The sequence below is a fragment of the Pseudomonas sp. RIT288 genome, from assembly GCF_000631985.1.
GTDB lineage: Bacteria > Pseudomonadota > Gammaproteobacteria > Pseudomonadales > Pseudomonadaceae > Aquipseudomonas.
The window spans coordinates 109,173-134,505 of sequence record NZ_JFYN01000013.1 but is presented as its reverse complement, the minus strand read 5'-3'; the positions used below and the strand labels follow the sequence as shown (position 1 = coordinate 134,505).

Sequence of the window (25,333 nt, the reverse complement as noted above, 5' to 3'; positions counted from 1 at the left end):
CATCCAGATACTGCGCAGAACCTTGTGGGAGCTGGCCTGTCAGCGATGGCGTCCGGTCAGGCGATAACGATGTTGAATGTGCCGGCCTCATCGCTGGCCTGCCAGCGATGGCGTCCGGTCAGGCGATAGCGATGTTGAATGTGCCGGCCTCATCGCTGGCAGGCCAGTGCCCACAGATTTATCGGCTGCTCACAAAATCCGGATGCTGCGCAGAACCTTGTGGGAGCTGGCCTGCCAGCGATGGCATCCGGTCAGGCGATAGCGATGTTGAATGTGCCGGCCTCATCGCTGGCAGGCCAGGGCCCACAGGTTTATCGGGTACTCACAACATCCAGATACTGCGCAGAACCTTGTGGGAGCTGGCCTGCCAGCGATGGCGTCCGGTCAGGCGCCACACTTTTATTTGGCAAACAACTGTCCGATATCCTTGAACGCCTTGAACTCCAGCGCATTGCCACACGGGTCGAAGAGAAACATCGTCGCCTGCTCGCCCACCAATCCCTGAAAGCGAATCCCCGGCTCAATCACAAATCGCGTGCCCAGCGACGTCAGGCGCTCGGCCAGCGCCTGCCATTGCGCCATCCCCAGCACCACACCGAAATGCGGCACCGGCACGTCATGTCCGTCCACTGCATTGGTGTGCGCGGCTTCCTGCGAAGCGTTTTTCGGCGCCAGATGAATCACCAGTTGATGGCCGAAGAAGTTGAAGTCGACCCAATGCTCGCTGGAACGACCTTCTTCCAGCCCAAAGACTTCGCGATAAAAGAGGCGTGCGGCGGCCAGGTCATAGACAGGGATGGCCAGATGGAAAGGGCTGAGCTGCATTGGCGTGTTCTCGATCAGGGGAAGTTGATTGAGTTTAGTGCTGTGAAATGTGATTGAAAGACGATAGTTTTTGCGCCGAGCTCAAATTATTTCGATCAGTCGAGGTGTGCATGCTGCGTGAACTCAAGACCTTTCTCGCGGTGGCGCGCCACGGCACGTTTGCCGCCGCGGGTTTGCACATCGGCCTGACACAATCGGCAGTCAGCGCGCAGATCCGCAATCTGGAACAGGCCTTGGGCATTCGACTGTTCGATCGCACTGGCCGTCAGGCAACACTCAATCCGGCCGGGCAGCGCGCCTTGCCGATGGCGCAGGAGATGCTGGCGATCTTCAGCCGCATGGGGGAGAGCGAGGATGTCAGTGAGTTTCGGGGCGAGTTGAAAATAGGTGCGGTGGCCACCGCGCAGACCGGGTTGCTGCCGCAGGCGCTGTTGCGCTTGCGTCAGCAGGCTCCGGGGCTGGAGCCGAAACTGGTGCCGGGGGTGTCGTTGAATCTGTTGAGTCAGGTCGATGCCGGCGAGGTGGATCTGGCAATCATGATCAAGCCGCCCTTCGAACTGCCCAAGGAGTTGTCGGCGACGGTGATTCGTCGCGAGCCGTTTGTGCTGATCGTGCCGCTGCAGGTCGAGGGCGACGATCCGCTGCGGTTGCTCGCCGACCAGCCGCAGGTGCGCTATGACCGCAATTCATTTGGCGGGCGCCTGGTGACGCGGTTTCTGCGCGAGCAGCGAATTGAAGTCAGCGTGGCGCTGGAGCTGGATGAGCTGGAGGCGATCGTGAAGATGGTCGAGTCCGGGCTGGGCGTTTCGCTGCTGCCCAAGGCTGGGCTGTGGCTGGAGCATCCGCTCAAGGTCAGGGTGATTGAGTTGGGTGAGCTGACTTTCTACCGCGAGATGGTCTTGTTGCAGCGCTATAGCCAGCGTAATCAGCCGATTCAAAAGTTGTTCGCCGATTGTTTGCTCTGAAGATCAAAGGATCGCAGCCTTCGGCAGCTCCTACAGGGGCAACACCACTCATGTAGGAGCTGCCGAAGGCTGCGATCCTTTGATTTTGTACCCAATAAAAAACCCGCCGGAAGAGGCGGGTTTTTTATCGGCAGACCGAAGATTACTCTTCGATGTTGCCCATGGCGGTGGTGTTGAAGCCGCCGTCCACGTACATGATTTCACCGCTGATGCCCGACGCCAGGTCGGAGCACAGGAAGGCGCCGGCGTTGCCGACTTCTTCGATGGTGACGTTGCGGCGCAGTGGGGTTTGCGCTTCGTTGGCGGCCAGCATCTTGCGGAAGTTCTTGATGCCGGAGGCTGCCAGGGTACGGATCGGGCCAGCCGATACGCAGTTGACGCGGGTGCCGTCCGGGCCCAGGGAGCCGGCCAGGTAACGTACGCCAGCTTCCAGCGAAGCCTTGGCCATGCCCATCACGTTGTAGTTCGGCATGGTGCGCTCGGCGCCCAGGTACGACAGGGTCAGCAGGCTGCCGTTGCGGCCTTTCATCATTTCGCGGCCAGCCTTGGCCAGGGCCACGAAACTGTAGGCGCTGATGTCGTGAGCGATGCGGAAACCTTCACGGGTGGTGGCTTCGGTGAAGTCGCCGTCCAGTTGGTCGCCCGGGGCGAAGCCGACGGAGTGCACGATGCAGTCCAGGCCGTCCCACTTTTTGCTCAGCTCTTCGAAGACCTTGGCGATTTCTTCATCGCTGGCCACGTCGCACGGGAAGCACAGCTCAGGGCTCGAACCCCAGCCCTGTGCGAACTCTTCAACGCGACCCTTGAGTTTGTCGTTCTGATAAGTGAAGGCAAGCTCAGCGCCCTCGCGATGCATGGCGGCAGCGATGCCGGATGCGATGGACAGCTTGCTGGCGACACCGACGATCAGTACGCGCTTACCGGCGAGAAAACCCATGTGTTGCTCCTCTTTCAGGTTATTGCGCAGTGGCCGGTGCCAAAAAAGCGGCTTCCAGCAACTGCTGTGTATACGGATGTTTGGGAGCGGCAAAAATATCTTGCGCAGCTCCCTGTTCGACCACTTGGCCATGCTTGACCACCATCAGCTGGTGGCTCAGCGCTTTGACGACAGCCAGGTCATGGCTGATGAACAAATACGTCAGGTTGTACTTGGCTTGCAGTGAACGCAACAGCTCCACCACTTGCCGCTGCACCGTGCGGTCGAGCGCCGACGTCGGCTCGTCCAGCAGGATCAGCGCCGGTTTCAGCACCAAAGCCCGGGCAATGGCGATACGTTGCCGTTGCCCACCGGAAAACTCGTGAGGGTAGCGGTGCCGGGTTTCCGGATCCAGACCTACCTCCTTCAATGCCGCAATAATCGCCGCCTCTTGTTCCTCAGCGGTGCCCATCCTGTGAATCCGCAGGCCTTCGCCAACGATATCGCTGACGCACATCCGCGGACTCAGGCTGCCGAACGGGTCCTGAAACACCACCTGCATCTCCCGACGCAACGGGCGAACCTCGTTCTGCGTCAGGCAGTCTAGCTGCTTGCCCTCAAAGCGAATGGCGCCTTTGCTGCCGATCAGCCGCAAAATTGCCAGACCGAGGGTGGATTTGCCGGAACCGCTTTCCCCCACGATCCCCAGCGTCTGACCCTGAGGCAGGCTGAAATTGATGCCGTCCACTGCCTTGACGTAATCCACCGTGCGCTTGAGCAAGCCTTTCTTGATCGGGAACCAGACTTTGAGGTTCTCGACTTCGAGCAGCGGCGCCCCGATTTTATTGGTCGCCGGGCCTCCGCTGGGCTCCGCGCCGAGCAATTCCCGAGTGTACGGATGCTGCGGCGAACGGAACAGCTCTGCGCACGATGCCTGTTCGACGATGCAACCGCGCTGCATGACACATACGCGATGCGCAATTCTTCGCACCAGGTTTAAATCGTGACTGATCAGTAGCAGCGACATGCCCAATCGAGCCTGAAGTTCCTTGAGCAAATCGAGGATTTTCAGCTGAACGGTCACGTCCAGTGCGGTAGTCGGTTCGTCGGCGATCAGCAGCTCCGGCTCGTTGGCCAACGCCATGGCGATCATCACCCGCTGGCGCTGGCCGCCGGACAGTTCGTGGGGCAGGGCCTTGAGGCGCTTGTGCGGCTCGGGGATGCCAACCATCTCCAGCAGCTCCAGTGTGCGTCTGGTCGCGACTTTGCCGCTCAGGCCCTTGTGGATACCGAGGATCTCGTTGATCTGCTTCTCGATCGAGTGCAGCGGGTTGAGCGAGGTCATCGGCTCCTGAAAGATCATCGCGATGCGGTTGCCGCGAATATGCCGGATGGTCTTTTCGCTCAGCCCCAGCAGATTCTGCCCGGCATAGTTGATGCTGCCGGCCGGATGGCGGGCCAGCGGGTAGGGCAGCAGGCGCAGGATCGAGTGCGCGGTCACCGATTTGCCCGAGCCGGACTCGCCGACCAGCGCCAGGGTTTCGCCGCGCTTGATGTCGAAGCTCACGCCCTCGACCACACGGTGCAGTCGCTCGTTGAAGCCGAACTCGACAGCGAGGTCGCGCACTTCGATCAGATTGTCCTGATTCATTTCACTTCCTCGGGTCGAAGGCATCGCGAGCGGACTCGCCGATAAACACCAGCAAACTCAACATCAGCGCCAGCACGGCAAACGCGCTCATGCCCAGCCACGGTGCCTGCAGATTGGATTTGCCCTGAGCGACCAGTTCACCCAGCGACGGGCTGCCGGCCGGCAAACCGAAGCCGAGGAAATCCAGCGCGGTCAGGGTGCCGATGGCGCCGGTAAGGATGAACGGCATGAAGGTCATGGTCGAGACCATTGCGTTCGGCAGAATGTGGCGAAACATGATCGCACCGTTCTGCATGCCCAGTGCCCGTGCGGCGCGCACGTATTCGAGGTTGCGGCCACGCAGGAACTCGGCGCGCACCACGTCGACCAGGCTCATCCACGAGAACAGCAGCATGATCCCCAGTAGCCACCAGAAATTCGGCTGGACGAAACTGGCGAGGATGATCAGCAGGTACAGCACCGGCAGCCCCGACCAAATCTCCAGAAAGCGCTGCCCGGCCAGATCGACCCAGCCGCCATAGAAGCCCTGCAGGGCGCCGGCAATCACGCCGATGATCGAGCTGAGCACAGTCAGGGTCAGGGCGAACAGTACCGAGATGCGGAAGCCGTAGATCACCCGTGCCAGCACATCGCGGCCCTGATCGTCGGTACCCAGCAGGTTGTCCGCCGAGGGCGGGGCCGGGGCCGGAACTTTCAGGTCGTAGTTGATGCTCTGGTAGCTGTAGGGGATCGGCGCCCACAACACCCACGCCTCCTTGGCCTTGAGCAGTTCGCGGATGTACGGGCTCTTGTAGTTGGCTTCCAGCGGGAATTCGCCGCCGAAGGTGGTTTCCGGATAGCGCTTGATCGCCGGGAAGTACCAGTTGTTGTCGTAATGCACCACCAATGGCTTGTCGTTGGCGATCAGCTCGGCGCCGAGGCTCAGGCCGAACAGAATCAGAAACAGCCACAGCGACCACCAGCCGCGTTTGTTGGCCTTGAACAGTTCGAACCGGCGGCGGTTGAGAGGGGACAGGTTCATCTCAATGCTCCCGGCTGGCGAAGTCGATGCGCGGATCGACCAGGGTGTAGGTGAGGTCGCCGATCAGTTTCACCACCAGACCGAGCAGGGTGAAGATGAACAGGGTGCCGAACACCACCGGGTAATCGCGGTTGATCGCCGCTTCGAAACTCATCAGACCCAGACCGTCGAGAGAGAAAATCACTTCCACCAGCAACGAGCCCGTGAAGAAGATGCCGATGAACGCCGACGGGAACCCGGCAATCACCAGCAGCATCGCGTTGCGGAACACATGGCCATAGAGCACGCGGTTGCGCGTCAGACCCTTGGCCTTGGCGGTGACCACGTACTGTTTGTTGATCTCGTCGAGGAAGCTGTTTTTGGTCAGCAGGGTCATGGTCGCGAAGTTGCCGATCACCAGCGCCGTCACCGGCAGCGCCAGGTGCCAGAAGTAGTCGAGGACCTTGCCGCCCAGGCTGAGTTGATCGAAGTTGTTCGAGGTCAGTCCGCGCAACGGGAACCAGTCCAGATAACTGCCGCCGGCAAACACCACGATCAGCAGAATGGCAAACAGGAACGCTGGAATCGCGTAGCCGACGATAATCGCCGAACTGGTCCACACGTCGAAGTGGCTGCCGTGCCGCGTGGCCTTGGCGATCCCCAGCGGGATCGACACCAGGTACATGATCAGCGTGCTCCACAGCCCGAGCGAGATCGACACTGGCATCTTTTCCTTGATCAGGTCGATGACCTTGGCATCACGGAAGAAGCTGTCGCCGAAATCCAGCTTCGCGTAGTTCTTGACCATGATCCACAGGCGTTCCGGGGCCGATTTGTCGAACCCGTACATGTGCTCGATTTCCTTGATCAGCGCCGGGTCGAGGCCTTGCGCGCCGCGATACGCGGAGCCGGCGACCGAGACCTCGGCACCGCCACCGGCGATGCGGCTGGTGGCGCCTTCGAAGCCTTCGAGCTTGGCGATCATTTGTTCCACCGGGCCGCCGGGTGCGGCCTGGATGATCACGAAGTTGATCAGCAGGATGCCGAACAGGGTCGGGATGATCAGCAGCAGTCGCCGAAAGATATACGCCAGCATCTGATTACTCCGTGCCCACAGGGTCGGCTTGCAGTTTGGTTTCGACTTCTATGGCGGGTTTCGCGTCAGGCTTGACCCACCAGGTGTTAATCCCGATGTCGTATTTGGGCGAGACTTTCGGGTGACCGATGTGGTTCCAGTAAGCCACGCGCCAAGTCTTGATATGCCAGTTGGGCACCACGTAGTAACCCCATTGGAGCACTCGATCCAGCGCCCGGGCATGCGCCACCAGGCTGCTGCGCGAATCGGCGTTGATCAGGCTTTCCACCAGTTGATCGACGATCGGGTCCTTCAGGCCCATGGTGTTGCGGCTGCTCGGTTTGTCGGCGGCGGCGCTCATCCAGAATTCGCGCTGCTCGTTGCCCGGCGAGTTGGATTGCGGGAAGCTGCCGACCATCATGTCGAAGTCCCGCGAGCGCACGCGGTTGATGTATTGCGAAACGTCGACGCGGCGGATCACCAGATCGATGCCAAGGTCGGCCAGATTGCGTTTGAACGGCAGCAGCACGCGTTCGAATTCAGTCTGCGCGAGGAGGAATTCGATGACCACCGGTTTGCCGCTGGCGTCGACCATTCTGTCGTCGACGATCTTCCAGCCAGCCTCTTGCAGCAGTTGATAGGCCTCGCGCTGCTGGGCACGGATCATGCCGCTGGCGTCGGTCTTGGGGTTCTCGAAGGCTTCGCTGAACACCTGCGCCGGGAGTTTGCTGCGGAATGGTTCGAGGATCGCCCGTTGCTCGGCGTCGGGCAGGCCGGTGGCGGCCATTTCCGAGTTCTCGAAATAGCTGCGGGTGCGGAAGTAGGCACCATTGAACAGCTGTTTGTTGGTCCATTCGAAATCAAACAGCAGGCCGAGCGCCTGACGCACCCGCACATCCTGAAACACCGGACGGCGCAGGTTGAAAACGAAGCCCTGCATGCCGGTCGGGTTGCTGTTGGCGATCTGTTCCTTGATCAGACGGCCTTCGGTGACCGCCGGGATGTTGTAAGCGTTGGCCCAGTTCTTCGCGGTCATTTCCAGCCAGTAATCGAACTGGCCGGCCTTCAGCGCTTCGACGGCAACGGTGTTGTCGCGGTAGTAATCGGTGGTCATCACGTCGAAGTTGTAGAACCCGCGATTGACCGGCAGATCCTTGCCCCAGTAGTCCTTGACCCGCTCATAGCGGACCGAGCGCCCGGCTTTCACTTCGGTGACCTTGTACGGGCCGCTGCCCAGCGGAATCTCCAGATTGCCCCTGGAAAAATCACGGCTGGCCCACCAGTGTTTCGGCAGCACCGGGAGCTGACCGAGGATCAGCGGCAACTCGCGATTGTTGGTGTGCTTGAACTTGAACAACACCTTGAGCGGGTCTTCGGCGATGGCCTCTTCGACATCGCTGTAGTAGCCGCGAAACAACGGCGAGCCGTCCTTGGTCAGGGTCTGGAAGCTGAACACCACGTCTTCGGCGCGTACCGGATGGCCGTCATGAAAACGCGCTTCCGGGCGCAGGTAGAAACGCACCCAGCTGTTGTCCGGGGCTTTCTCGATCTTTGCGGCGATCAGGCCGTACTCGGTGAACGGCTCGTCGAGGCTGTGCTTGGTCAGGGTGTCGTAGATCTGCCCGACATCATCGGCTGGCACGCCTTTGCTGATGAATGGGTTGAGGCTGTCGAAGCCGCCGAACCCGGCCTGGCGGAAGATCCCGCCCTTGGGCGCGTCGGGGTTCACGTAATCGAACTGCTTGAAGTCCGCCGGGTATTTCGGCGGCTCGTTGTACAGGGTCACAGCGTGTTGCGGGGCGGCAATCGCCAGCCCGGCGAACAGCAGACCGCTGGCCTGCACGAGCAGGGCGCGGATGGGCATCATTTATTGTTCTCCGAAGATTTCAGCCACCACGCGCTCAGGCCCAGGGTATAGGGCGGTGTGGTAACGAAGGCCAACCGGTTGCGGTAGGCCAGTCGGTGATAATTGAGGTACCAGTTGGGAATGCTGTAGTGCTGCCACAGCAGCACGCGGTCCAGTGCCTTGCCGGCGGCGACCTGTTCGTCGCGGGTTTGCGCGGCGAGCAATTGTTCGAGCAGGTGATCGACCACCGGGTTGGCGATGCCGGCGTAATTCTTGCTGCCCTTGACCCCGACCTGACTGGAATGGAAATACTGCCATTGCTCCAGACCCGGGCTGAGGGTCTGGTTGAGGGTCATCAGGATCATGTCGAAATCGAACTGGTCCAGACGCTGCTTGTACTGGGCGCGATCCACTGTGCGCAGGCGCGCGTCGATGCCGATGCTGTTGAGGTTCTCGATGTACGGCTGGAGGATCCGTTCCAGGTTCGGATTGACCAGCAGCAGCTCGAAACCCAGCGGCTGGCCTTTGGCGTTTTGCAGGCGCTGGCCGTTGAGCTTCCAGCCGGCTTCGGCGAGCAGCGCCAGAGCCTTGCGCATGGTTTCCCGAGGGATGCCACGGCCGTCGGTCTGCGGCAGGCTGAACGGCTCGGTGAACAGCTTCGCGGGTAACTGATCTTTATACGGCTTGAGCATCAGCCATTCATGTCCGACCGGCAGGCCGCTGGCGCTGAATTCACTGTTGGGGTAGTAGCTCGTGGTGCGCTGGTAGGCGTCGCTGAACAGCGCGCGGTTGGTCCACTCGAAGTCGAACATCAGGCCCAGCGCTTCGCGCACCTTGACGTCGCTGAAGGTCGCGCGCCGGGTGTTCATGAACAGGCCCTGGCTCTGGGTCGGGATCTGGTGCGGGATCTGCGCCTTGATCACTTCGCCACGGCGCACCGCCGGGAAGTTGTAGCCGTTGGCCCAGTTCTTTGCCTGGTGCTCGATGTAGATGTCGAATTCGCCGGCCTTGAAGGCTTCGAAGGCCACGTCGCTGTCACGGTAGAACTCGACTTCCATGCGATCGAAGTTGTACTTGCCGCGATTGACCGGAAGGTCCTTGCCCCAGTAGTCCTTGACCCGTTCGAAAATCAGCTGTCGCCCTGGCGTCACCGACGTGATGCGGTATGGGCCACTGCCCAGCGGTGGCTCGAAGGTGGTGGCCTTGAAGTCGCGATCCTTCCAGTAATGCTGCGGCAGCACCGGCAATTCACCGAGGCGCAGAATCAGCAACGGATTGCCCGAGCGTTTCATCACGAAACGGATGCGCTGCGGGTTGAGGATGTCGACCCGCGACACTTCCTGCAGCGCGGTGCGGTACAGCGGATGGCCGTCCTTGAGGAGTGTTCGGTAGGAGAAGGCGACGTCGTAGGCGGTGATCTGTGTGCCATCGTGAAAGCGCGCTTCCGGGCGCAGATTGAACACCACCCAGCTGCGATCTTCGCTGTACTCCACCGATTGCGCGATCAGGCCATAGCTGGACGCCGGTTCGTCACCGGACGGCGAATACTGGCCGGTGCCGACCATCAGCGGCTCGTTCAGCTCGTTGATGCCGTACTGCAGGAAATTTGCGGTAGTGACCGGGCTGGTGCCCTTGAACGTGTATGGATTGACCGTATCGAAGGTGCCGAACGCCATCACCCGCAACGTACCGCCCTTGGGCGCTTGCGGGTTGACCCAGTCGAAGTGGGTAAATCTGGCCGGGTACTTGAGCGTGCCGAACTGCGCATAACCGTGACTCTCGGTAATCGTCGCGCTTGCGGGTGAGCTCAAGGCCAGGCTGATCAGGAACAGGAGGAGGGGACGCTTCAAGTCAGATCCGATCCAGGCGGCTTGGGCTTTGTGGGCCGTACAGTAACAGCTTGTCTGGACAGGAAAAAGATCGCGGGTTAATGCTGTGTTAATGCAAAAAAAAGATCGCAGCCTTCGGCAGCTCCTACATTGATCTCTGTAGGAGCTGCCGAAGGCTGCGATCTTTTGATTTCAACTCAGTGCGGCTGGTAAACCGTGAGCATCTGCCCAGGCTTGAGGGCCTTGCCCGCACCCGGGTTCCAGCGCTTGAGATGCTGCATCTCGACGTTGAAACGCTTGGCCACCACGTACAGGGTGTCGCCGCGTTTGACCTTGTACTGGGTCTGCTGCTGGCTGTCGGTCTTGCCTTTGGTCTTGCTGTTGGCGGCAATCACCGTGTTGACCCGGCCACTGCTGCGAGCCGGGGCGCGCTTGGTGGTGTCTTGCATCACCAGAGTCTGGCCGACCTTGAGGTTCTTGCCGGTCAGCTTGTTCCAGCGCTGCAGATCCTTGACTTCGACCTTGTTGGCCTTGGCGATGGAACCGAGATTGTCGCCGCGTTTGACCCGGTAAGCGCGCTTGAGCTTCGCCACCTCGGTCGGATCAGCACCGTCGAACACCGGCTTCAGCGAGCGCGGGCTGATCAGCTCTTCAGGCCGCATGGTCTGCAGGCTGGCGGTCAGCAGTTGCGCTTTGGAGGTCGGCACCAGCAGGTGCTGGGGGCCGTCGATGGTGGTGCGCTGCTTGAAGGCCGGGTTGAGCTGGAACAGTTCGTCTTCGTCGATGTTGGCCACCGCCGCAACCTTGGACAGGTCCATGCGCTGGTTGATTTCGACGACCTGGAAATACGGCTCGTTGGCGATCGGGTTGAGGTTCACCCCGTAGGCTTCCGGGGCCAGCACCACTTGCGACAGGGCTAGCAGTTTCGGCACGTAAGCCTGGGTTTCCGCCGGCAACGACGAAAGGTTCCAGTAGTCGGTCGGCAGACCGAGCTTCTCGTTACGCTCGATGGCGCGGCTGACCGTGCCTTCACCGGCGTTATAGGCCGCCAGGGCCAGCAGCCAGTCACCGTTGAACATGTCGTGCAGACGAGTCAGGTAGTCCATCGCGGCGGTGGTCGAGGCGGTAATATCGCGACGGCCATCATAGAAGCGGGTCTGGCGCAGGTTGTAGTAACGACCGGTGGACGGAATGAATTGCCACAGACCCGAAGCGTCGGCCCGGGAATAGGCCATCGGGTTGTAGGCGCTCTCGATCACTGGCAGCAGGGCCAGCTCCAGCGGCATGTTGCGCTCTTCGAGACGCTCGACGATGTAATGAATGTAGAGACTGCCGCGTTCACCGGCGTTCTCCAGAAAGGACGGGTTGCTGGCAAACCACAGCCGCTGTTGCTCGATGCGCGGGTTCACACCCAGGCCGTCCTGCAGCTGGAAACCACCGCGCATGCGTTCCCAGATGTCCTGAGGCACCTGCGGGCTGGGCTTTTCGCTGAGCCAGATAGGCTTCTGCTTGGCTCGCGCAGCAATGTTCGGCGTATGGCTCGCTTCAGGCTGCGGAGCATGGCTGGAACAGCCCGCCAAGGTGGCGGACACAGCCACCGCGATGGCTTGAGCCAGGCGGGTCAGCGTGTCTGAATTGACGGACTTACGTATGGATGACGACATTGGCTGGAAGTAAGTTCCGGGCAAAAATGTCGGGCGATTCTAGAAAGCGCACCCCCTGCGGTCAACCATTCAGAATTTTTGTACCCGCTGGTGAGTCACTTAGAACGTATCTTTCCATGCCCGCAGAGCCGCAAAAACCTCACTCGGCGCCCGGTTTTGAGCGCCTGCCCGTTCGTCCACTTTTTGTGTAACTAATGTTTCAGCGGTGCGCAAAAACGGATTTGTGAGCTTTTCCAGGGCCAGGGTCGAGGGCAGGGTCATCACGCCTTTTTCCCGTTGCCGGGTGACTTTTTCCAGACGGGCGGCAATGTCCGGGTTGGTTGGTTCGACTGCCGCAGCAAACTTCAGATTGCTCAGGGTGTATTCATGGGTGCAATACACCAGCGTATCCTCGGGCAAGGCGGCGAGACGGCTGAGCGAGTGGTGCATCTGCTCCGGCGTGCCTTCGAACAGGCGTCCGCAACCGGCGGCGAACAGGGTGTCGCCGCAAAACAGCAGGCCGTGGTGGTAATAGGCGATGTGGCCGAGGGTGTGACCGGGCACCGCATAGACAGCGAAATCCCAGCCGAGCACGCTGACCTTGTCGTTGTCCTTGAGCGCCACGTCGCGCCCCGGAATGTTTTCGCTGGCCGGGCCGTAGACTGTGGCGCCACTCGCGGCTTTCAGGCGTTCGACGCCGCCGACGTGATCGTGATGGTGATGGGTGATCAGAATGTCGCTCAGCACCCAGCCCGGGTGTGCGGCCAGCCAGGCCTGCACCGGCGCGGCATCGCCCGGGTCAACCACCGCGCATTGCTGGTTGCGGTGATCCTGTAACAACCAGATGTAGTTGTCGGTGAACGCGGGCAGGGCACTGATCTGTATCATCGTCGGAATTCGCCAAGCGGAAAACATTGGCGCATCTTAGAGCTTCTAGCGGCGTTGGAGAATGACATGACCGATAAAGCGTTCGCTCAGGCCGATCCCGACTGGCTGGCGTTGATCGGCGCGGCCCGTGAATGGCTGGCCGGCCCGCTCGGGCAATTTCTGCTGGATGAAGAACGGCGCATGCTCGAAGACGAGTTGGGGCGGTTCTTCGGCGGCTATCTGGTGCATTACGGGCCGTCGGCCCAGACCCCGCCGTCGGCGCCGCAGGTGCAGCGCAACGTGCGGCTCGGCGCGCCATTGCCGGGTGTCGAGATCGTCTGCGAGGAACAGGCCTGGCCGTTGAGCGAGCACGCCGCCGACGTGGTGGTGTTGCAGCACGGTCTGGATTTCTGCCTGTCACCCCACGGTTTGCTGCGCGAAGCGGCGAGCAGCGTACGCCCCGGCGGGCATCTGCTGATCATCGGCATCAACCCCTGGAGCACTTGGGGTTTGCGCCACGTATTCGCTCACGACGCCTTGCGTCAGGCGCGCTGCATCTCGCCATCGCGAGTCGCCGACTGGCTCAATCTGCTGGGGTTTGCGCTGGAGAAACGCCGCTTCGGGTGCTATCGTCCGCCGCTCGCGTCGCCCAAGTGGCAGGCCCGACTGGCCGGCTGGGAACGCAAGGCCGGCGACTGGCAACTGTCGGGCGGTGGCTTCTATTTATTGGTCGCGCGCAAGATCGTGGTTGGCCTGCGTCCGGTGCGTCAGGAACGCCGCGAGCCGATGGGCAAGCTGATTCCGCTGCCGATGGCCAAGGTCAACCGCCGTCGTATCGAACCGTAACCCTTCTTTTTATAGTGGCCGGACTTGCTCCGGCCTCGGCCATCGTCGATCCGCGATTGACGGGGCCAGGCATTTTTCTGGATAGAGTGGCATGAGCGAAAGCGTCGATAGCGTAGAACTGTTCACCGACGGCGCCTGCAAGGGCAACCCTGGCCCGGGCGGCTGGGGCGCCTTGCTGGTGTGCAAGGGCGTCGAAAAGGAACTGTGGGGCGGCGAAGCCAACACCACCAACAACCGGATGGAACTGCTCGGCGCCATCCGTGGCCTCGAAGCCTTGAAGCGCCCGTGCGAAGTGCTGCTGGTGACCGACTCGCAATACGTGATGAAGGGCATCAACGAGTGGATGGCCAACTGGAAAAAACGTGGCTGGAAGACGGCGGCGAAAGAACCGGTGAAAAACGCTGACCTGTGGAAAGAGCTGGATGAGCAGGTCAACCGCCACAAGGTCACCTGGAAATGGGTGCGCGGGCACATTGGTCATCACGGTAACGAGCGGGCTGACCAATTGGCCAACCGTGGGGTGGATGAGGTTCGCGGGTACAAGCAGAGCTGATTAACGGCGCTGCACTGTGGTACGGCCCATTCGCGAGCAGGCTCGCTCCCACATTGGAATGCGCTTCCCCTGTGGGAGCGAGCCTGCTCGCGAATGGGGCGACACGGTCTGACTGAAACACCCCCACCGAGCGTGTTAACATCGCCGCTTTTGCACGATTGATCCCGTTGAGAATTGAACACTGATGGCCACCAGATCCGTTGTACTCGATACCGAAACCACCGGCATGCCGGTGACCGATGGTCACCGGATCATTGAAATCGGCTGTGTCGAACTGATCGGTCGGCGCCTGACGGGCCGGCACTTTCACGTTTACCTGCAACCGGACCGCGAAAGTGACGAGGGCGCGATCGGCGTTCACGGCATCACCAACGAATTCCTCGTCGGCAAACCGCGTTTCGCCGAAGTCGCCGACGAGTTCTTCGAGTTCATCAACGGCGCGCAGCTGATCATCCATAACGCGGCGTTCGACGTTGGCTTCATCAACAACGAATTTGCCTTGATGGGCCAGCACGATCGGGCGGACATCACGCAGCATTGCACCATCCTCGACACCCTGATGATGGCCCGGGAACGTCACCCGGGGCAGCGCAACAGCCTCGACGCCTTGTGCAAACGTTATGGCGTCGACAACTCCGGTCGTGAACTGCACGGCGCCTTGCTCGACTCGGAGATTCTCGCCGACGTCTACCTGACCATGACCGGTGGCCAGACCAGCCTGTCGCTGGCCGGCAACGCTTCCGACGGCAATGGCACGGGCGAGGGCGCAGACAACTCCGCTACCGAGATTCGTCGTCTGCCGGCGGATCGTCAGCCTGCGCGGATCATTCGGGCGACGGAAGAGGAACTGGCGGCGCATTTGGCGCGGCTGGAGATCATTGCCAAGTCGGCGGGTGGGCCGGCGTTGTGGACGCAGATTGCCGAGGCTGATGGGCAGGCCTGAAAGATCAAAAGATCAACGATCAAAAGATCGTCCGAACGCGGCCCGAACCTTCGGCAGCTCCTACAGGGGATCGCATTTCTCTGTAGGAGCTGCCGCAGGTTCGGGCCGCGTTCGGACGATCTTTTGCTTTTGGCTGAATGAAGCCAACTGGCCACCCTCGCCACTTTCGCTGCAACCCTCTACCCTGAGTGCATTGGCAGACTTTGATCCGCCGCCTCGGGACACTGAGCCTCATGTACAAAGATTTGAAGTTTCCGGTGTTGATCGTCCACCGCGACATCAAGGCCGACACGGTCGCCGGTGACCGTATCCGTGGCATCGCCCGGGAGTTGGAGCAGGAAGGTTTCAATATCGTCTCGGCCATCGACTACACCGAAGGGCGGTTGGTGGCCTCCACCCATCATGGTCTGGCGTGCATGTTGATCGCTGCCGAAGACGCCAGCACCCATTCGCACCTGCTGCAGAACATGGCCGAACTGATCGGTCTGGCGCGGGTGCGGGCGCCGGATCTGCCGATCTTCGCGCTGGGCGAACAGGTCACCCTGGAAAACGCCCCGGCCGATGCCATGGCCGAACTCAATCAGTTGCGCGGCATTCTCTACCTGTTCGAAGACACCGTGCCGTTTCTGGCCCGGCAAGTGGCACGGGCCGCGCGCAAGTATCTGGATGGCCTGCTGCCGCCGTTCTTCAAGGCGCTGGTGCAGCACACCGCTGATTCCAACTATTCCTGGCACACCCCCGGGCATGGCGGCGGCGTGGCTTATCACAAGAGTCCGGTCGGGCAGGCGTTTCACCAGTTCTTTGGCGAAAACACCCTGCGTTCGGATTTGTCGGTATCGGTGCCGGAGCTTGGTTCGCTGCTCGATCACACCGGCCCGCTGGCTGAGGCCGAAGAACGCGCGGCGCGCAACTTCGGCGCCGATCACACGTTTTTCGTGATCAATGGCACCTCGACTGCCAACAAAATCGTCTGGCACTCGATGGTCGGCCGTGATGATCTGGTGCTGGTCGATCGCAACTGCCACAAGTCGGTGTTGCACGCGATCATCATGACCGGCGCGATCCCGTTGTACCTGTGCCCCGAGCGCAATGAGCTGGGGATCATCGGCCCGATTCCGCTGAGCGAATTCACCCGCGAGTCGATTCAGGCCAAGATCGACGCCAGCCCGCTGACCAAAGGCCGCGCACCGAAAGTCAAACTGGCGGTGGTCACCAACTCAACCTACGACGGCCTGTGCTACAACGCCGAGCTGATCAAGCAGAGCCTGGGCAACAGCGTCGAAGTGTTGCATTTCGATGAGGCGTGGTACGCCTATGCGGCGTTTCACGAGTTCTTCGCCGGGCGCTACGGCATGGCCACCTCGCGCACAGAAGACAGCCCGCTGGTGTTCACCACTCACTCCACGCACAAGCTGCTCGCCGCATTCAGCCAGGCCTCGATGATTCATGTGCAGGACGGCGGCGCGCGGCAGCTGGACCGTGACCGTTTCAACGAAGCGTTCATGATGCACATCTCGACTTCGCCGCAGTACAGCATCATCGCCTCGCTGGATGTGGCTTCGGCCATGATGGAAGGCCCGGCCGGGCGTTCGCTGTTGCAGGAAACCTTCGATGAGGCGCTGAGTTTTCGCCGGGCGCTGGCCAATCTGCGCCAGCACATTGCGGCGGACGACTGGTGGTTCTCGATCTGGCAGCCGCCCGGCGTCGAAGGCATCGACCGGGTGCAGACCGACGACTGGCTGCTGCAGCCGGACGCCGACTGGCATGGCTTCGGCGAAGTCAGCGACAACTATGTGCTGCTCGACCCGATCAAAGTGACCCTGGTCATGCCCGGGCTGAATGCCGGTGGGGCGCTGAGCGAGAAGGGCATTCCGGCGGCGGTGGTCAGCAAGTTCCTTTGGGAGCGCGGGCTGGTGGTGGAGAAGACCGGGCTGTATTCGTTCCTGGTGCTGTTCTCGATGGGCATCACCAAGGGCAAGTGGAGCACGCTGCTCACCGAATTGCTGGAGTTCAAACGCAGTTACGACGCCAACGTCAGTCTCGCGACCTGCCTGCCGTGCGTGGCGCAGCAAGACACCGCGCGCTATCGCGGCATGGGCCTGCGCGATCTGTGCGATCAACTGCACGCCTGTTACCGCAGCAATGCCACTGCCAAACATTTGAAACGCATGTACACGGTGCTGCCGGAAATCGCCATGAAGCCGGCCCATGCCTATGATCATCTGGTGCGCGGCGAAGTCGAGGCGGTGCCGATCGATGAGCTGGAGGGGCGGATTGCGGCGGTGATGCTGGTGCCGTATCCACCGGGAATTCCGTTGATCATGCCCGGCGAGCGCTTCACCGAGTCGACCCGCTCGATCATCGACTACCTGAAGTTTGCCCGCACGTTCGATAGCAGCTTCCCCGGTTTTGTCGCTGATGTGCATGGACTGCAACATGAAGACGAAGGCAATGGACGGCAGTACACCGTCGATTGCGTCAAGGAATGAGGACTTTTCCGAGTATGCAACCGGTCATGAATCCGAAATACCCAGGGTTGTCGGTGCGCGTCGCCGACGATGGTTTTGCGGCGTACATCTGGGGCAGCGACTTCAGTTTCGAGGTCGCCGCGTACGGTGCGGCAGTCATTGGCCAACCGGTCGAGCGCTGGGCGGTGACGCCGATCGTGCCATACCGCAAGTGCTACGGTATCGATCCTGAAGAGTTCAGCAGCTATCGCGATGCTGCCGACAGCGCGATTTTCATGGCGTACCTGGATGACGAGCCGGTCGGCCATCTGGTGATCAGCACCAACTGGAACGGCTTTGCCCACATCGATGAGCTGGCGGTGCACGCACCGGCGCGCCGGCATGGTGTGGCCAAGGCGCTGCTGGATGTCGCGCAGTTCTGGAGTCGCAAGAAGAAACTCCCGGGAATCATGCTCGAGACGCAGAACAACAACCTCGGCGCCTGTCGTTTGTATGAGCGTTGTGGCTACGAGATTGGCGGTATCGACCATTTGCGTTATCGCGGGATAGACCCGAGCACTGCTGAAATCGCGTTGTTCTGGTACCGACTGTTCGATAACCCGCTGGAAAACCCGCTCAGTTCGCCAGCATCGCCTCGGCTTGTTCCGTGACGATCGTCAGCAGCGTCTGAATCGCTGCCGGCGTGGCGCTGTGTCGGTAGGTCAGGGCATACAGGCTGATCGGCACCGCCGGTGACAACGGGCAGACATCCAGTCCGCTCGTCCGCGCGCCGAGGGCGGTGAACGGGTCGACGATGGCCAGGCCTTCGCCGGCCTCGACCATGCTGCGCATCATCTGATGGGTTTGCACCCGCGTCTGGATGCTCGGCGCCGGGCGCAGGGCCTGGAGTTTGTTCTCCAGCGCCGGGCTCAGCGGGTCGTGGCCTTCGAGGCCGACCATTGCCTGGCCAGCGAGATCCTGCAGGGAAATGTATTTCTGCTTCGGTTGCAGCCAGCCATGGGGCGCGAGCAGTTGCAGCTTGCCATGTGCCAAAGGCTGGCAGTGGATATCGGGATGTTCCGGATCGTGCAGGCTCAGGCCCAGATCGCTCTCGCGCAGCAGCAGGTTGCGGACGATGTCGCAAGTGGGAGAACTGAGCAAACGGCAGGGGGCGTCCGGCAACCGCCGCCGAAGCAGGGCGATGCTTTGCGGCAACAGTTGTTGCGCCAGCGGCGGGGTGCCGATAATGCGCAGGGGCGGGGCGAGGTATTGCTTGAGGCTGCTGGCCAGACGCTGCACCGGCTCCAGCGCCTCATAGACATGAGCGATCTCGACTTGCAGCGCCCGCGCTTCGGGCGTCGATTGCAATCGACCGCGTACGCTGGCGAACAGCATGAACCCCAACTCGCTCTCGGCTTCGCGCAAACGCTCTTCGACCTCGGTCACCGGGAGCTGCAGCCATTCGGCGGCGGTGCCCAGGTGACCGGTCTGCAAGAGCGCCTGAATCACTTCGATATGACGTAAACGCATGCGTGAAGTCCATGTTCAGCAGGTGGGGTCAGTGGCTGAATCCTACCCCAAGTCTGCGCATATGACTTCTGCTCATAACGGCCAGTTATGAAGCGACGGTTGTCTCAGGCTCACGGGTCAGGGTGATACCTGACTGAACCAGGAGAAACTCGGTGTCACTGACTTTGTTGACGCGATCGCCAATGGCCAGTTTGTAAATCGGCTCCGAGCCAGTGGAACCGTCTGCCGACGGGGTGGATTCCTGGAACTCATGCACGGAATAAACGCGGCCTTCCGCATCTCTTGCATGGAACTGACCGACGAGTACTGCTGCCATCTGCTTAGAACCTCTGGAGATAAAACGCTTGATTTGCGGCTTGGTAGACCGTCATCAAGCCCTGTAAGTTTTCCTACAGGAAAAAAATAATCAGCGCGGAGGAATTTCCTTCGCTCACTGGTGGAATCGTCATCGAATCATCTATAACTACGGGCTCCTCCCACGGACAGTCGAGAGTCTTCCATGAGCAATGTCTACAACGTCGCTGTAGTCGTCGGCAGCCTGCGCAAAGCATCGATCAACCGCAAAGTCGCGCTGGCGCTGGCTGAGCTGGCACCGCCGAACCTCAAACTGAAGATTGTCGAGATTGGCGACCTGCCTCTTTATAACGAGGACATCGACGGCGATTCACCGCCGGCAGCCTACAGCACTTTCCGCCAGGAAGTCGGCTCTTCCGACGCGGTGCTGTTCGTCACCCCGGAATATAACCGCTCGGTGCCGGCGCCTTTGAAGAATGCGATCGACGTCGGTTCACGGCCGTATGGCAAAGCCGTCTGGAGCGGCAAACCGGGTGCGGTGATCAGCGTATCGCCGGGGGCGATTGGCGGTTTTGGCGCCAACCAGCATTTGCGTCAGTCCTTCGTGTTTCTCGATGTGCCGTGCATGCAGCAGCCGGAGGCGTATCTGGGCGGCGCGGGTTCGGCGTTTGACGAGGCAGGCAAGCTGAGCGAGTCGGTGAAACCGTTCTTGCAAAATTTCATCAATGCGTATGGGAAATTTGTGGAACAACACAAGAAATAATCGGGTCTGAGCTGCGGCTCGAAAAAATCCTGTGGGAGCGAGCCTGCTCGCGAAAGGGCCATCAGCCACACCTCGTGGTGACTGACAGTCCGTTTTCGCGAGCAGGCTCGCTCCCACAGTTGTGTGGTTTGGTTTGTTTTCTTCATTAAGGCTGTCGCGAATGCTCGCTGCGTCACTGATCTTCCTGCTGACCATCACCCTTGTCATCTGGCAACCCAAAGGCCTCGGGGTCGGCTGGAGCGCGACGCTCGGCGCCGTGCTGGCACTGATCTTTGGCGTCGTGCACCTGAGCGATATTCCGCTGGTGTGGCAGATCATCTGGAACGCCACCGGCACCTTCGTCGCACTGATCATCATCAGTCTGCTGCTCGACGAAGCCGGCTTCTTCGCCTGGGCCGCGCTGCATGTGGCGCGTTGGGGGCGGGGCAGTGGGCGCAAGCTGTTTGCCTTCATGGTGCTGCTCGGCGCGCTGGTGTCGGCGCTGTTCGCCAATGACGGCGCGGCGCTGATCCTCACGCCGATCGTGATTTCGATGCTGCTGGCGCTGCGCTTTTCCCCGGCGGCGACCTTGGCGTTCGTCATGGGCGCCGGTTTCATCGCCGACACTGCGAGCCTGCCGCTGGTGGTGTCGAACCTGGTCAACATCGTCTCGGCCGACTTCTTTCACATCGGTTTCAACCGCTACGCAGCGGTAATGGTGCCGGTCAACTTCGTCAGCGTGGCCGCAACGCTTGGCGTGCTGATGTGGTTCTTCCGCCGCGACATTCCCAAGGCTTACGACCCCGAACAGCTCGAACAGCCGCACACGGCGATCCACGACAAAGCCACGTTCTATGCCGGCTGGGTAGTGCTGGTGATTCTGTTGATCGGCTGCTTCTTCCTCGAACAACTGGGCATTCCGATCAGCGCGATTTCGGCGGTCTGTGCGGCGCTGCTGCTGGGGATCGCCGCCCGTGGGCACAAGATTTCCACGCGCAAGGTGCTGAAAGAAGCGCCGTGGCAGATCGTGATTTTCTCCCTCGGCATGTACCTGGTGGTGTATGGCCTGCGCAATGCCGGACTGACCGGTTACTTGGCCGGTTGGCTGGATGTGTTCGCCGGATATGGCGTGTGGGGTGCGGCGCTGGGCACCGGGGTGCTGACGGCGCTGTTGTCGTCGATCATGAACAACTTGCCGACAGTGCTGATCGGCTTGTTGTCGATCGATGCCAGTCAGGCCAGCGGTGTGGTCAAGGAAGCGATGATCTACGCCAACGTGATCGGCAGCGATCTGGGGCCGAAAATTACCCCGATCGGCAGTCTGGCGACCTTGCTCTGGCTGCATGTGCTGGCGCGCAAGAATATCCGGATTGGTTGGGGCTATTACTTCAAGGTCGGGATTGTGCTGACGGTGCCGGTGTTGTTGATTACCTTGGCGGCGTTGGCCTTGCGGTTATCCCTTTAGACCGAGTCGGCCCCTTCGCGAGCAGGCTCGCTCCTACCTTGGAATGCGTTCCCCGGCAGGAGTGACCTGCTCGCGATAGGGCCGGTTAAGGCGCTACAACTCTCAGGCCTGGCCCGGCACATTCGGCCAAAGATCCGCCACCAGAAACAATCGCTCCGCTTCTTCCCATTCGCCCCGGGCAATTTCGGTCAGGCGCACCAGCAGTTGCGCCGGGGCCATCGGCTCCAGGTCATCCAGCCACATCTGCAGGTGTTCAGCGCTCCAGGTCTGATCCGCCGGATAATGTGCCGGTGCCAGCCAGGCATGCCGGGGCAGGGGTTGCCAGCGCCCGGCCGGACGCTGGGCGACGAACGCCGGCCAATCCTTCTGATGCAGCCAACTCCCGCGCAAATGTTGCGGATGCGCGCCGCTCGGTGATGCAGACGTGCCGGGCCACGGGTACAACAGGTATCCGCCCAGCCACAACTGCGCACTGAACACCTCGATATCCAGCTTGGCCAGCGCCTCGCGGCTTTCCGGGCGGGCCGAGATCGGCAATTGATGTTCGGCCAGATGCGCCAGTTTGCGGTCCAGTCGATCATGACAACCGGGCCCCAGCCATTGCGCCGGGTCGTGGCCGTCGCCCTCCTGCGGGCCGAGATAGAGCTTGATCGCCAGTTCCAGGTGATGCACGCCGTCACGGTCGCGCAGCAGCATGTCCAGTTCACCGAGGGTGTGGCCTTCGCGGCGGATCGGCAGGTTGGCGGCAATCAGCTCGATGCCCGGCGCATGCTGCACGGCAAACTGCCACAACCGTTCGTAATACAGGCCCAGCCGCCGGGTGCGGGCCTGCGACAGCCAGTGCAGCAAGCCATAACTGTCTCGATCAAGTTGTCGCAGCCAGTGCTCCAGGAGCGCCGGATCACTGACCCAGTCGCTGCCGGCCAGCGGATGGCGCTGCGGCCACGGCGTCGCGGCCAGCATCGGCGGGGCGAGAATCACCCACGCCAGGTCACGCACTTCGGGATGGCGTAATTGATGTGGCAACTGAAGCAAGTCGGGAAACAGGATCATCTTGCGAGCATAGCCTTAAACACGCGCGCACCCTTGAGGCTGAAAGGATTTTGTCTATGGCGGGCTTTCGCCCATAATCGTGTTTTTCGCGTTTTCGATTGTCCGCAGAGGTCCCATGGAGCAATTTCGTAATATCGGCATCATCGGTCGCCTGGGCAGTTCCCAGGTGCTGGATACCGTCCGCCGACTGAAACGCTTTCTGCTCGATCGTCACCTGCACGTGATTCTCGAAGACACCATCGCCGAAGTCCTGCCGGGCCACGGTCTGCAGACCTCGTCACGCAAGATGCTCGGCGAAGTCTGCGACATGGTCATCGTCGTCGGCGGTGACGGCAGCCTGCTCGGTGCCGCTCGCGCATTGGCCAAGCATAATATTCCAGTGCTGGGGATCAACCGTGGCAGCCTCGGCTTTCTGACGGATATTCGTCCCGATGAGCTGGAAGTCGAAGTGGCCAAGGTGCTCGACGGCCATTATCTGGTGGAAAACCGCTTCCTGCTGCAAGCCGAAGTCCGCCGGCATGCCGAGGCCATTGGCCAGGGCGATGCGTTGAACGACGTGGTGCTGCACCCGGGCAAGTCGACGCGGATGATCGAGTTCGAGCTGTACATCGACGGCCAGTTCGTCTGCAGCCAGAAGGCCGACGGCCTGATCGTCGCCACCCCGACCGGTTCCACCGCATACGCGCTGTCCGCTGGCGGGCCGATCATGCATCCCAAGCTCGATGCCATTGTGATCGTGCCGATGTACCCCCATATGTTGTCGAGCCGGCCAATTGTGGTCGATGGCAACAGTGAGCTGAAAATCGTCGTGTCGAAAAACATGCAGATCTACCCGCAGGTCTCCTGCGACGGGCAGAACCATTTCACCTGCGCGCCGGGCGACACCATCACCGTGAGCAAGAAAGCCCAGAAGCTGCGGCTGATTCATCCGCTCGACCACAACTACTACGAAGTCTGCCGGACCAAGCTCGGCTGGGGAAGCAAGTTGGGTGGTGGAGGCGACTGATGCTCGATCCCGCGCGCAGTTATGACTTGATTGGTGACGTGCACGGATGCGCCCTGACCCTCGAACACTTGCTTGACCGACTCGGTTATCACAAGCAGGGCGGGGTCTGGCGGCATCCATCGCGCATGGCCGTGTTTGTCGGCGACATCATCGACCGTGGCCCGCGAATCCGCGAGGCGCTGCACATCGTTCACGACATGGTCGTGGCCGGTCAGGCGCTGTGCATCATGGGTAACCACGAATTCAACGCACTGGGCTGGAGCACGCCGGCGCTGCCGGGCAGCGGCAAGCAGTTCGTCCGTGAGCACACCCCGCGGCATGCGCGCCTGCTGCACGAAACCCTGACCCAGTTCGAAGACCATCCGGGCGACTGGCATGACTTCCTCAACTGGTTCTACGAGCTGCCGCTGGTGGTTGATGCCGGGCGATTCCGCGTGGTGCACGCCTGTTGGGATGCCAGCCTGATCGAACCGTTGCGCGGGCTGTTTCCCGATGCGCGTATCGACGAGCACTTTCTCCAGGCGTCGGCCGTGCCCGGCAGTTTCGCCTGCACCGTATTCGACCGCTTGCTGCGCGGCACCGACATGCGCCTGCCGGATGGTCTGACCATGACCAGCGGCGACGGTCTGGTGCGTTCGTTCTTCCGCACCAAATTCTGGGAAGACGACCCGAAAACCTACGGCGACATCGTCTTCCAGCCGGATGCACTGCCGGAGCCGGTGGCGCAGAAACCGCTGACCTCGAGCGAAAAAAACAACCTGCTGCGCTACGGCATCGACGAGCCGTTGCTGTTCGTCGGCCACTACTGGCGCAGCGGCAAACCGGCGCCGATCCGCCCGAACCTCGCGTGTCTCGATTACAGCGCGGTGCTCTACGGCAAACTGGTGGCCTATCGTCTGGATCAGGAAACACGTCTGGATCCGCATAAATTTGTCTGGGTCGATGTCGAGCGGCCGGAGGTGCTGCAATGAGTGCGGTAGCGGTATTGCGTCTGCCGTTGGCGGTGGATCTGAGCGGTTTCGTCACACTGCTGCAACGGATGCAAGTGCCGCATCGGGTCAGCGAAGAAGCGGGCGAGCAGGTACTGTGGGCGCCGGCGGAAATCAGCGAGGACGTGCGTTCGCTGTACGAGCGCTTCCCGGCCGGTGATCCCGATCAACAGCTGGACATTCCGCTGGCGCCGACCTTCAAGCGTCCCAGCTTCGCCGAGCAACTCAAACACGCCAAGGCCACCGGGTTGATCCTGCTGCTGAGCCTGCTGGTCGGCGGCCTGACCTATCTGGGCGACAACCTCGACACTATCCGCTGGCTGACCTTCCTCGACTTCCGCGTGGTCGGCGAGTACATCCAGTTCACGCCGCTGGCCGACAGTCTGGCGGCGGGGCAGTGGTGGCGCCTGTTCACGCCGATGCTGCTGCACTTCGGCATCCTGCACCTGGCCATGAACGGCATGTGGTACTGGGAGCTGGGGCGGCGCATCGAGTCACGCCAGGGCAGCATCAACCTGCTCGGTCTGACCCTGCTGTTCAGCCTGGTGTCGAACTACGCGCAGTTTGCCTGGAGCGGCCCGAGCCTGTTCGGCGGCCTGTCCGGCGTGCTCTACGGTTTGCTCGGCCACTGCTGGATCTTTCAGTTGCTGGCGCCGAATCCGGCGTATCGCCTGCCGCGTGGCGTGCTGGTGATGATGCTGGTGTGGCTGGTGATTTGCATGTCCGGACTGGTCTCGATGATCGGTTTCGGCCAGATCGCCAACGCCGCCCACGTCAGCGGGTTACTCATCGGATGCTTCACCGGTTTGTTGGGCGGTTTGTATAACCGCCGTAAACTGGCCGCCTGA

The 25,333-nt window shown here is 61.2% G+C and carries 23 protein-coding genes; 11 read left to right on the top strand and 12 right to left on the bottom strand.

Annotated elements, in window-relative coordinates; translation table 11 throughout:
* Positions 1-399 precede the first annotated feature (399 nt).
* Entirely contained in the window at positions 400-825 is a 426-nt protein-coding gene (locus tag BW33_RS15075) for a VOC family protein (RefSeq protein WP_047599824.1), read from the bottom strand.
* Between the two features lie 110 nt (positions 826-935).
* Here BW33_RS15075 and BW33_RS15070 point away from each other — a divergent pair, with 110 nt between their 5' ends.
* A complete protein-coding gene (locus BW33_RS15070; protein ID WP_047599823.1) occupies positions 936-1,790 on the top strand; it encodes a LysR family transcriptional regulator in 855 nt (284 codons plus the stop codon).
* 142 nt (positions 1,791-1,932) lie between these two features.
* On the opposite strand, the gene fabI is transcribed toward BW33_RS15070, so the two are convergent.
* From fabI to gloB, 8 genes are all read right to left on the bottom strand, one after another.
* Complete coding sequence (fabI, locus tag BW33_RS15065) at positions 1,933-2,727, bottom strand: enoyl-ACP reductase FabI (RefSeq protein WP_003202751.1); 795 nt, start codon at positions 2,725-2,727, stop codon at positions 1,933-1,935.
* A 19-nt stretch (positions 2,728-2,746) separates the two neighbouring features.
* The gene (locus BW33_RS15060; RefSeq protein ID WP_047599822.1) at positions 2,747-4,357 is read right to left on the bottom strand and encodes an ABC transporter ATP-binding protein; all 1,611 of its coding nucleotides are present in this window, start codon (positions 4,355-4,357) and stop codon (positions 2,747-2,749) included.
* Between the two features lies 1 nt (position 4,358).
* Positions 4,359-5,378, bottom strand: a complete 1,020-nt coding sequence (locus BW33_RS15055) for an ABC transporter permease (protein ID WP_047599821.1) — start codon at positions 5,376-5,378, stop codon at positions 4,359-4,361.
* 1 nt (position 5,379) lies between these two features.
* Positions 5,380-6,453, bottom strand: a complete 1,074-nt coding sequence (locus tag BW33_RS15050) for a microcin C ABC transporter permease YejB (protein WP_047599820.1) — start codon at positions 6,451-6,453, stop codon at positions 5,380-5,382.
* A 4-nt stretch (positions 6,454-6,457) separates the two neighbouring features.
* Positions 6,458-8,299 carry an extracellular solute-binding protein gene (locus BW33_RS15045; protein ID WP_047599819.1) on the bottom strand — a complete coding sequence of 614 codons (1,842 nt, stop codon included), beginning with the start codon at positions 8,297-8,299 and terminating at the stop codon, positions 6,458-6,460.
* Positions 8,296-10,128 (bottom strand): extracellular solute-binding protein, encoded by a 1,833-nt coding sequence (locus tag BW33_RS15040; RefSeq protein WP_047599818.1) that lies wholly within the window; start codon positions 10,126-10,128, stop codon positions 8,296-8,298. Before BW33_RS15040 ends, BW33_RS15045 begins: the two co-directional genes overlap by 4 nt.
* Before the next feature lie 176 nt (positions 10,129-10,304).
* On the bottom strand, positions 10,305-11,771 hold the full coding sequence (locus BW33_RS15035; RefSeq protein WP_047599817.1) for a LysM peptidoglycan-binding domain-containing protein: 1,467 nt from the start codon (positions 11,769-11,771) through the stop codon (positions 10,305-10,307).
* Between the two features lie 99 nt (positions 11,772-11,870).
* Positions 11,871-12,638: a hydroxyacylglutathione hydrolase gene (gene gloB / locus BW33_RS15030; protein ID WP_047599816.1), complete on the bottom strand. Its 768-nt coding sequence runs from the start codon at positions 12,636-12,638 to the stop codon at positions 11,871-11,873.
* 66 nt (positions 12,639-12,704) lie between these two features.
* Between gloB and BW33_RS15025 the strand changes: the two genes are divergently transcribed.
* From BW33_RS15025 to BW33_RS15005, 5 genes are all read left to right on the top strand, one after another.
* On the top strand, positions 12,705-13,463 hold the full coding sequence (locus BW33_RS15025; RefSeq protein ID WP_003224159.1) for a methyltransferase domain-containing protein: 759 nt from the start codon (positions 12,705-12,707) through the stop codon (positions 13,461-13,463).
* A gap of 91 nt (positions 13,464-13,554) precedes the next feature.
* Positions 13,555-14,016: a ribonuclease HI gene (gene rnhA / locus BW33_RS15020; protein WP_003224162.1), complete on the top strand. Its 462-nt coding sequence runs from the start codon at positions 13,555-13,557 to the stop codon at positions 14,014-14,016.
* A 184-nt stretch (positions 14,017-14,200) separates the two neighbouring features.
* On the top strand, positions 14,201-14,959 hold the full coding sequence (dnaQ, locus tag BW33_RS15015; RefSeq protein WP_047599815.1) for a DNA polymerase III subunit epsilon: 759 nt from the start codon (positions 14,201-14,203) through the stop codon (positions 14,957-14,959).
* Positions 14,960-15,192: 233 nt separating this feature from the next.
* Positions 15,193-17,448 (top strand): Orn/Lys/Arg decarboxylase N-terminal domain-containing protein, encoded by a 2,256-nt coding sequence (locus tag BW33_RS15010; RefSeq protein ID WP_047599814.1) that lies wholly within the window; start codon positions 15,193-15,195, stop codon positions 17,446-17,448.
* A gap of 14 nt (positions 17,449-17,462) precedes the next feature.
* A complete protein-coding gene (locus BW33_RS15005) occupies positions 17,463-18,077 on the top strand; it encodes a GNAT family N-acetyltransferase (RefSeq protein ID WP_047599813.1) in 615 nt (204 codons plus the stop codon).
* Here the strand turns inward: BW33_RS15005 and BW33_RS15000 are convergent.
* Both BW33_RS15000 and BW33_RS14995 read right to left on the bottom strand, forming a co-directional pair.
* A complete protein-coding gene (locus BW33_RS15000) occupies positions 18,043-18,936 on the bottom strand; it encodes a LysR substrate-binding domain-containing protein (protein WP_047599812.1) in 894 nt (297 codons plus the stop codon). The two genes, BW33_RS15005 and BW33_RS15000, sit on opposite strands and share 35 nt — an antisense overlap.
* A gap of 85 nt (positions 18,937-19,021) precedes the next feature.
* Positions 19,022-19,252, bottom strand: a complete 231-nt coding sequence (locus tag BW33_RS14995) for a hypothetical protein (RefSeq protein WP_007965845.1) — start codon at positions 19,250-19,252, stop codon at positions 19,022-19,024.
* 183 nt (positions 19,253-19,435) lie between these two features.
* Between BW33_RS14995 and BW33_RS14990 the strand changes: the two genes are divergently transcribed.
* Together BW33_RS14990 and BW33_RS14985 are read left to right on the top strand one after the other, a co-directional pair.
* Positions 19,436-19,993 carry an NADPH-dependent FMN reductase gene (locus BW33_RS14990; RefSeq protein WP_047599811.1) on the top strand — a complete coding sequence of 186 codons (558 nt, stop codon included), beginning with the start codon at positions 19,436-19,438 and terminating at the stop codon, positions 19,991-19,993.
* A gap of 160 nt (positions 19,994-20,153) precedes the next feature.
* Entirely contained in the window at positions 20,154-21,437 is a 1,284-nt protein-coding gene (locus BW33_RS14985) for an arsenic transporter (protein ID WP_047599810.1), read from the top strand.
* A 102-nt stretch (positions 21,438-21,539) separates the two neighbouring features.
* Here BW33_RS14985 and BW33_RS14980 read toward each other — a convergent pair whose 3' ends face one another.
* The gene (locus BW33_RS14980) at positions 21,540-22,490 is read right to left on the bottom strand and encodes a DUF1853 family protein (protein WP_047599809.1); all 951 of its coding nucleotides are present in this window, start codon (positions 22,488-22,490) and stop codon (positions 21,540-21,542) included.
* Between the two features lie 115 nt (positions 22,491-22,605).
* Between BW33_RS14980 and BW33_RS14975 the strand changes: the two genes are divergently transcribed.
* The 3 genes from BW33_RS14975 to BW33_RS14965 are packed head-to-tail and all read left to right on the top strand — an operon-like array spanning position 22,606 to position 25,333.
* Positions 22,606-23,496, top strand: a complete 891-nt coding sequence (locus tag BW33_RS14975) for an NAD(+) kinase (protein WP_003224174.1) — start codon at positions 22,606-22,608, stop codon at positions 23,494-23,496.
* On the top strand, positions 23,493-24,467 hold the full coding sequence (locus BW33_RS14970; RefSeq protein WP_414903471.1) for a metallophosphoesterase: 975 nt from the start codon (positions 23,493-23,495) through the stop codon (positions 24,465-24,467). The genes BW33_RS14975 and BW33_RS14970 overlap by 4 nt, the downstream gene beginning before the upstream one ends.
* Positions 24,464-25,333, top strand: coding sequence for a rhomboid family intramembrane serine protease (locus BW33_RS14965; protein WP_047599807.1), 870 nt, complete (start codon positions 24,464-24,466; stop codon positions 25,331-25,333). The genes BW33_RS14970 and BW33_RS14965 overlap by 4 nt, the downstream gene beginning before the upstream one ends.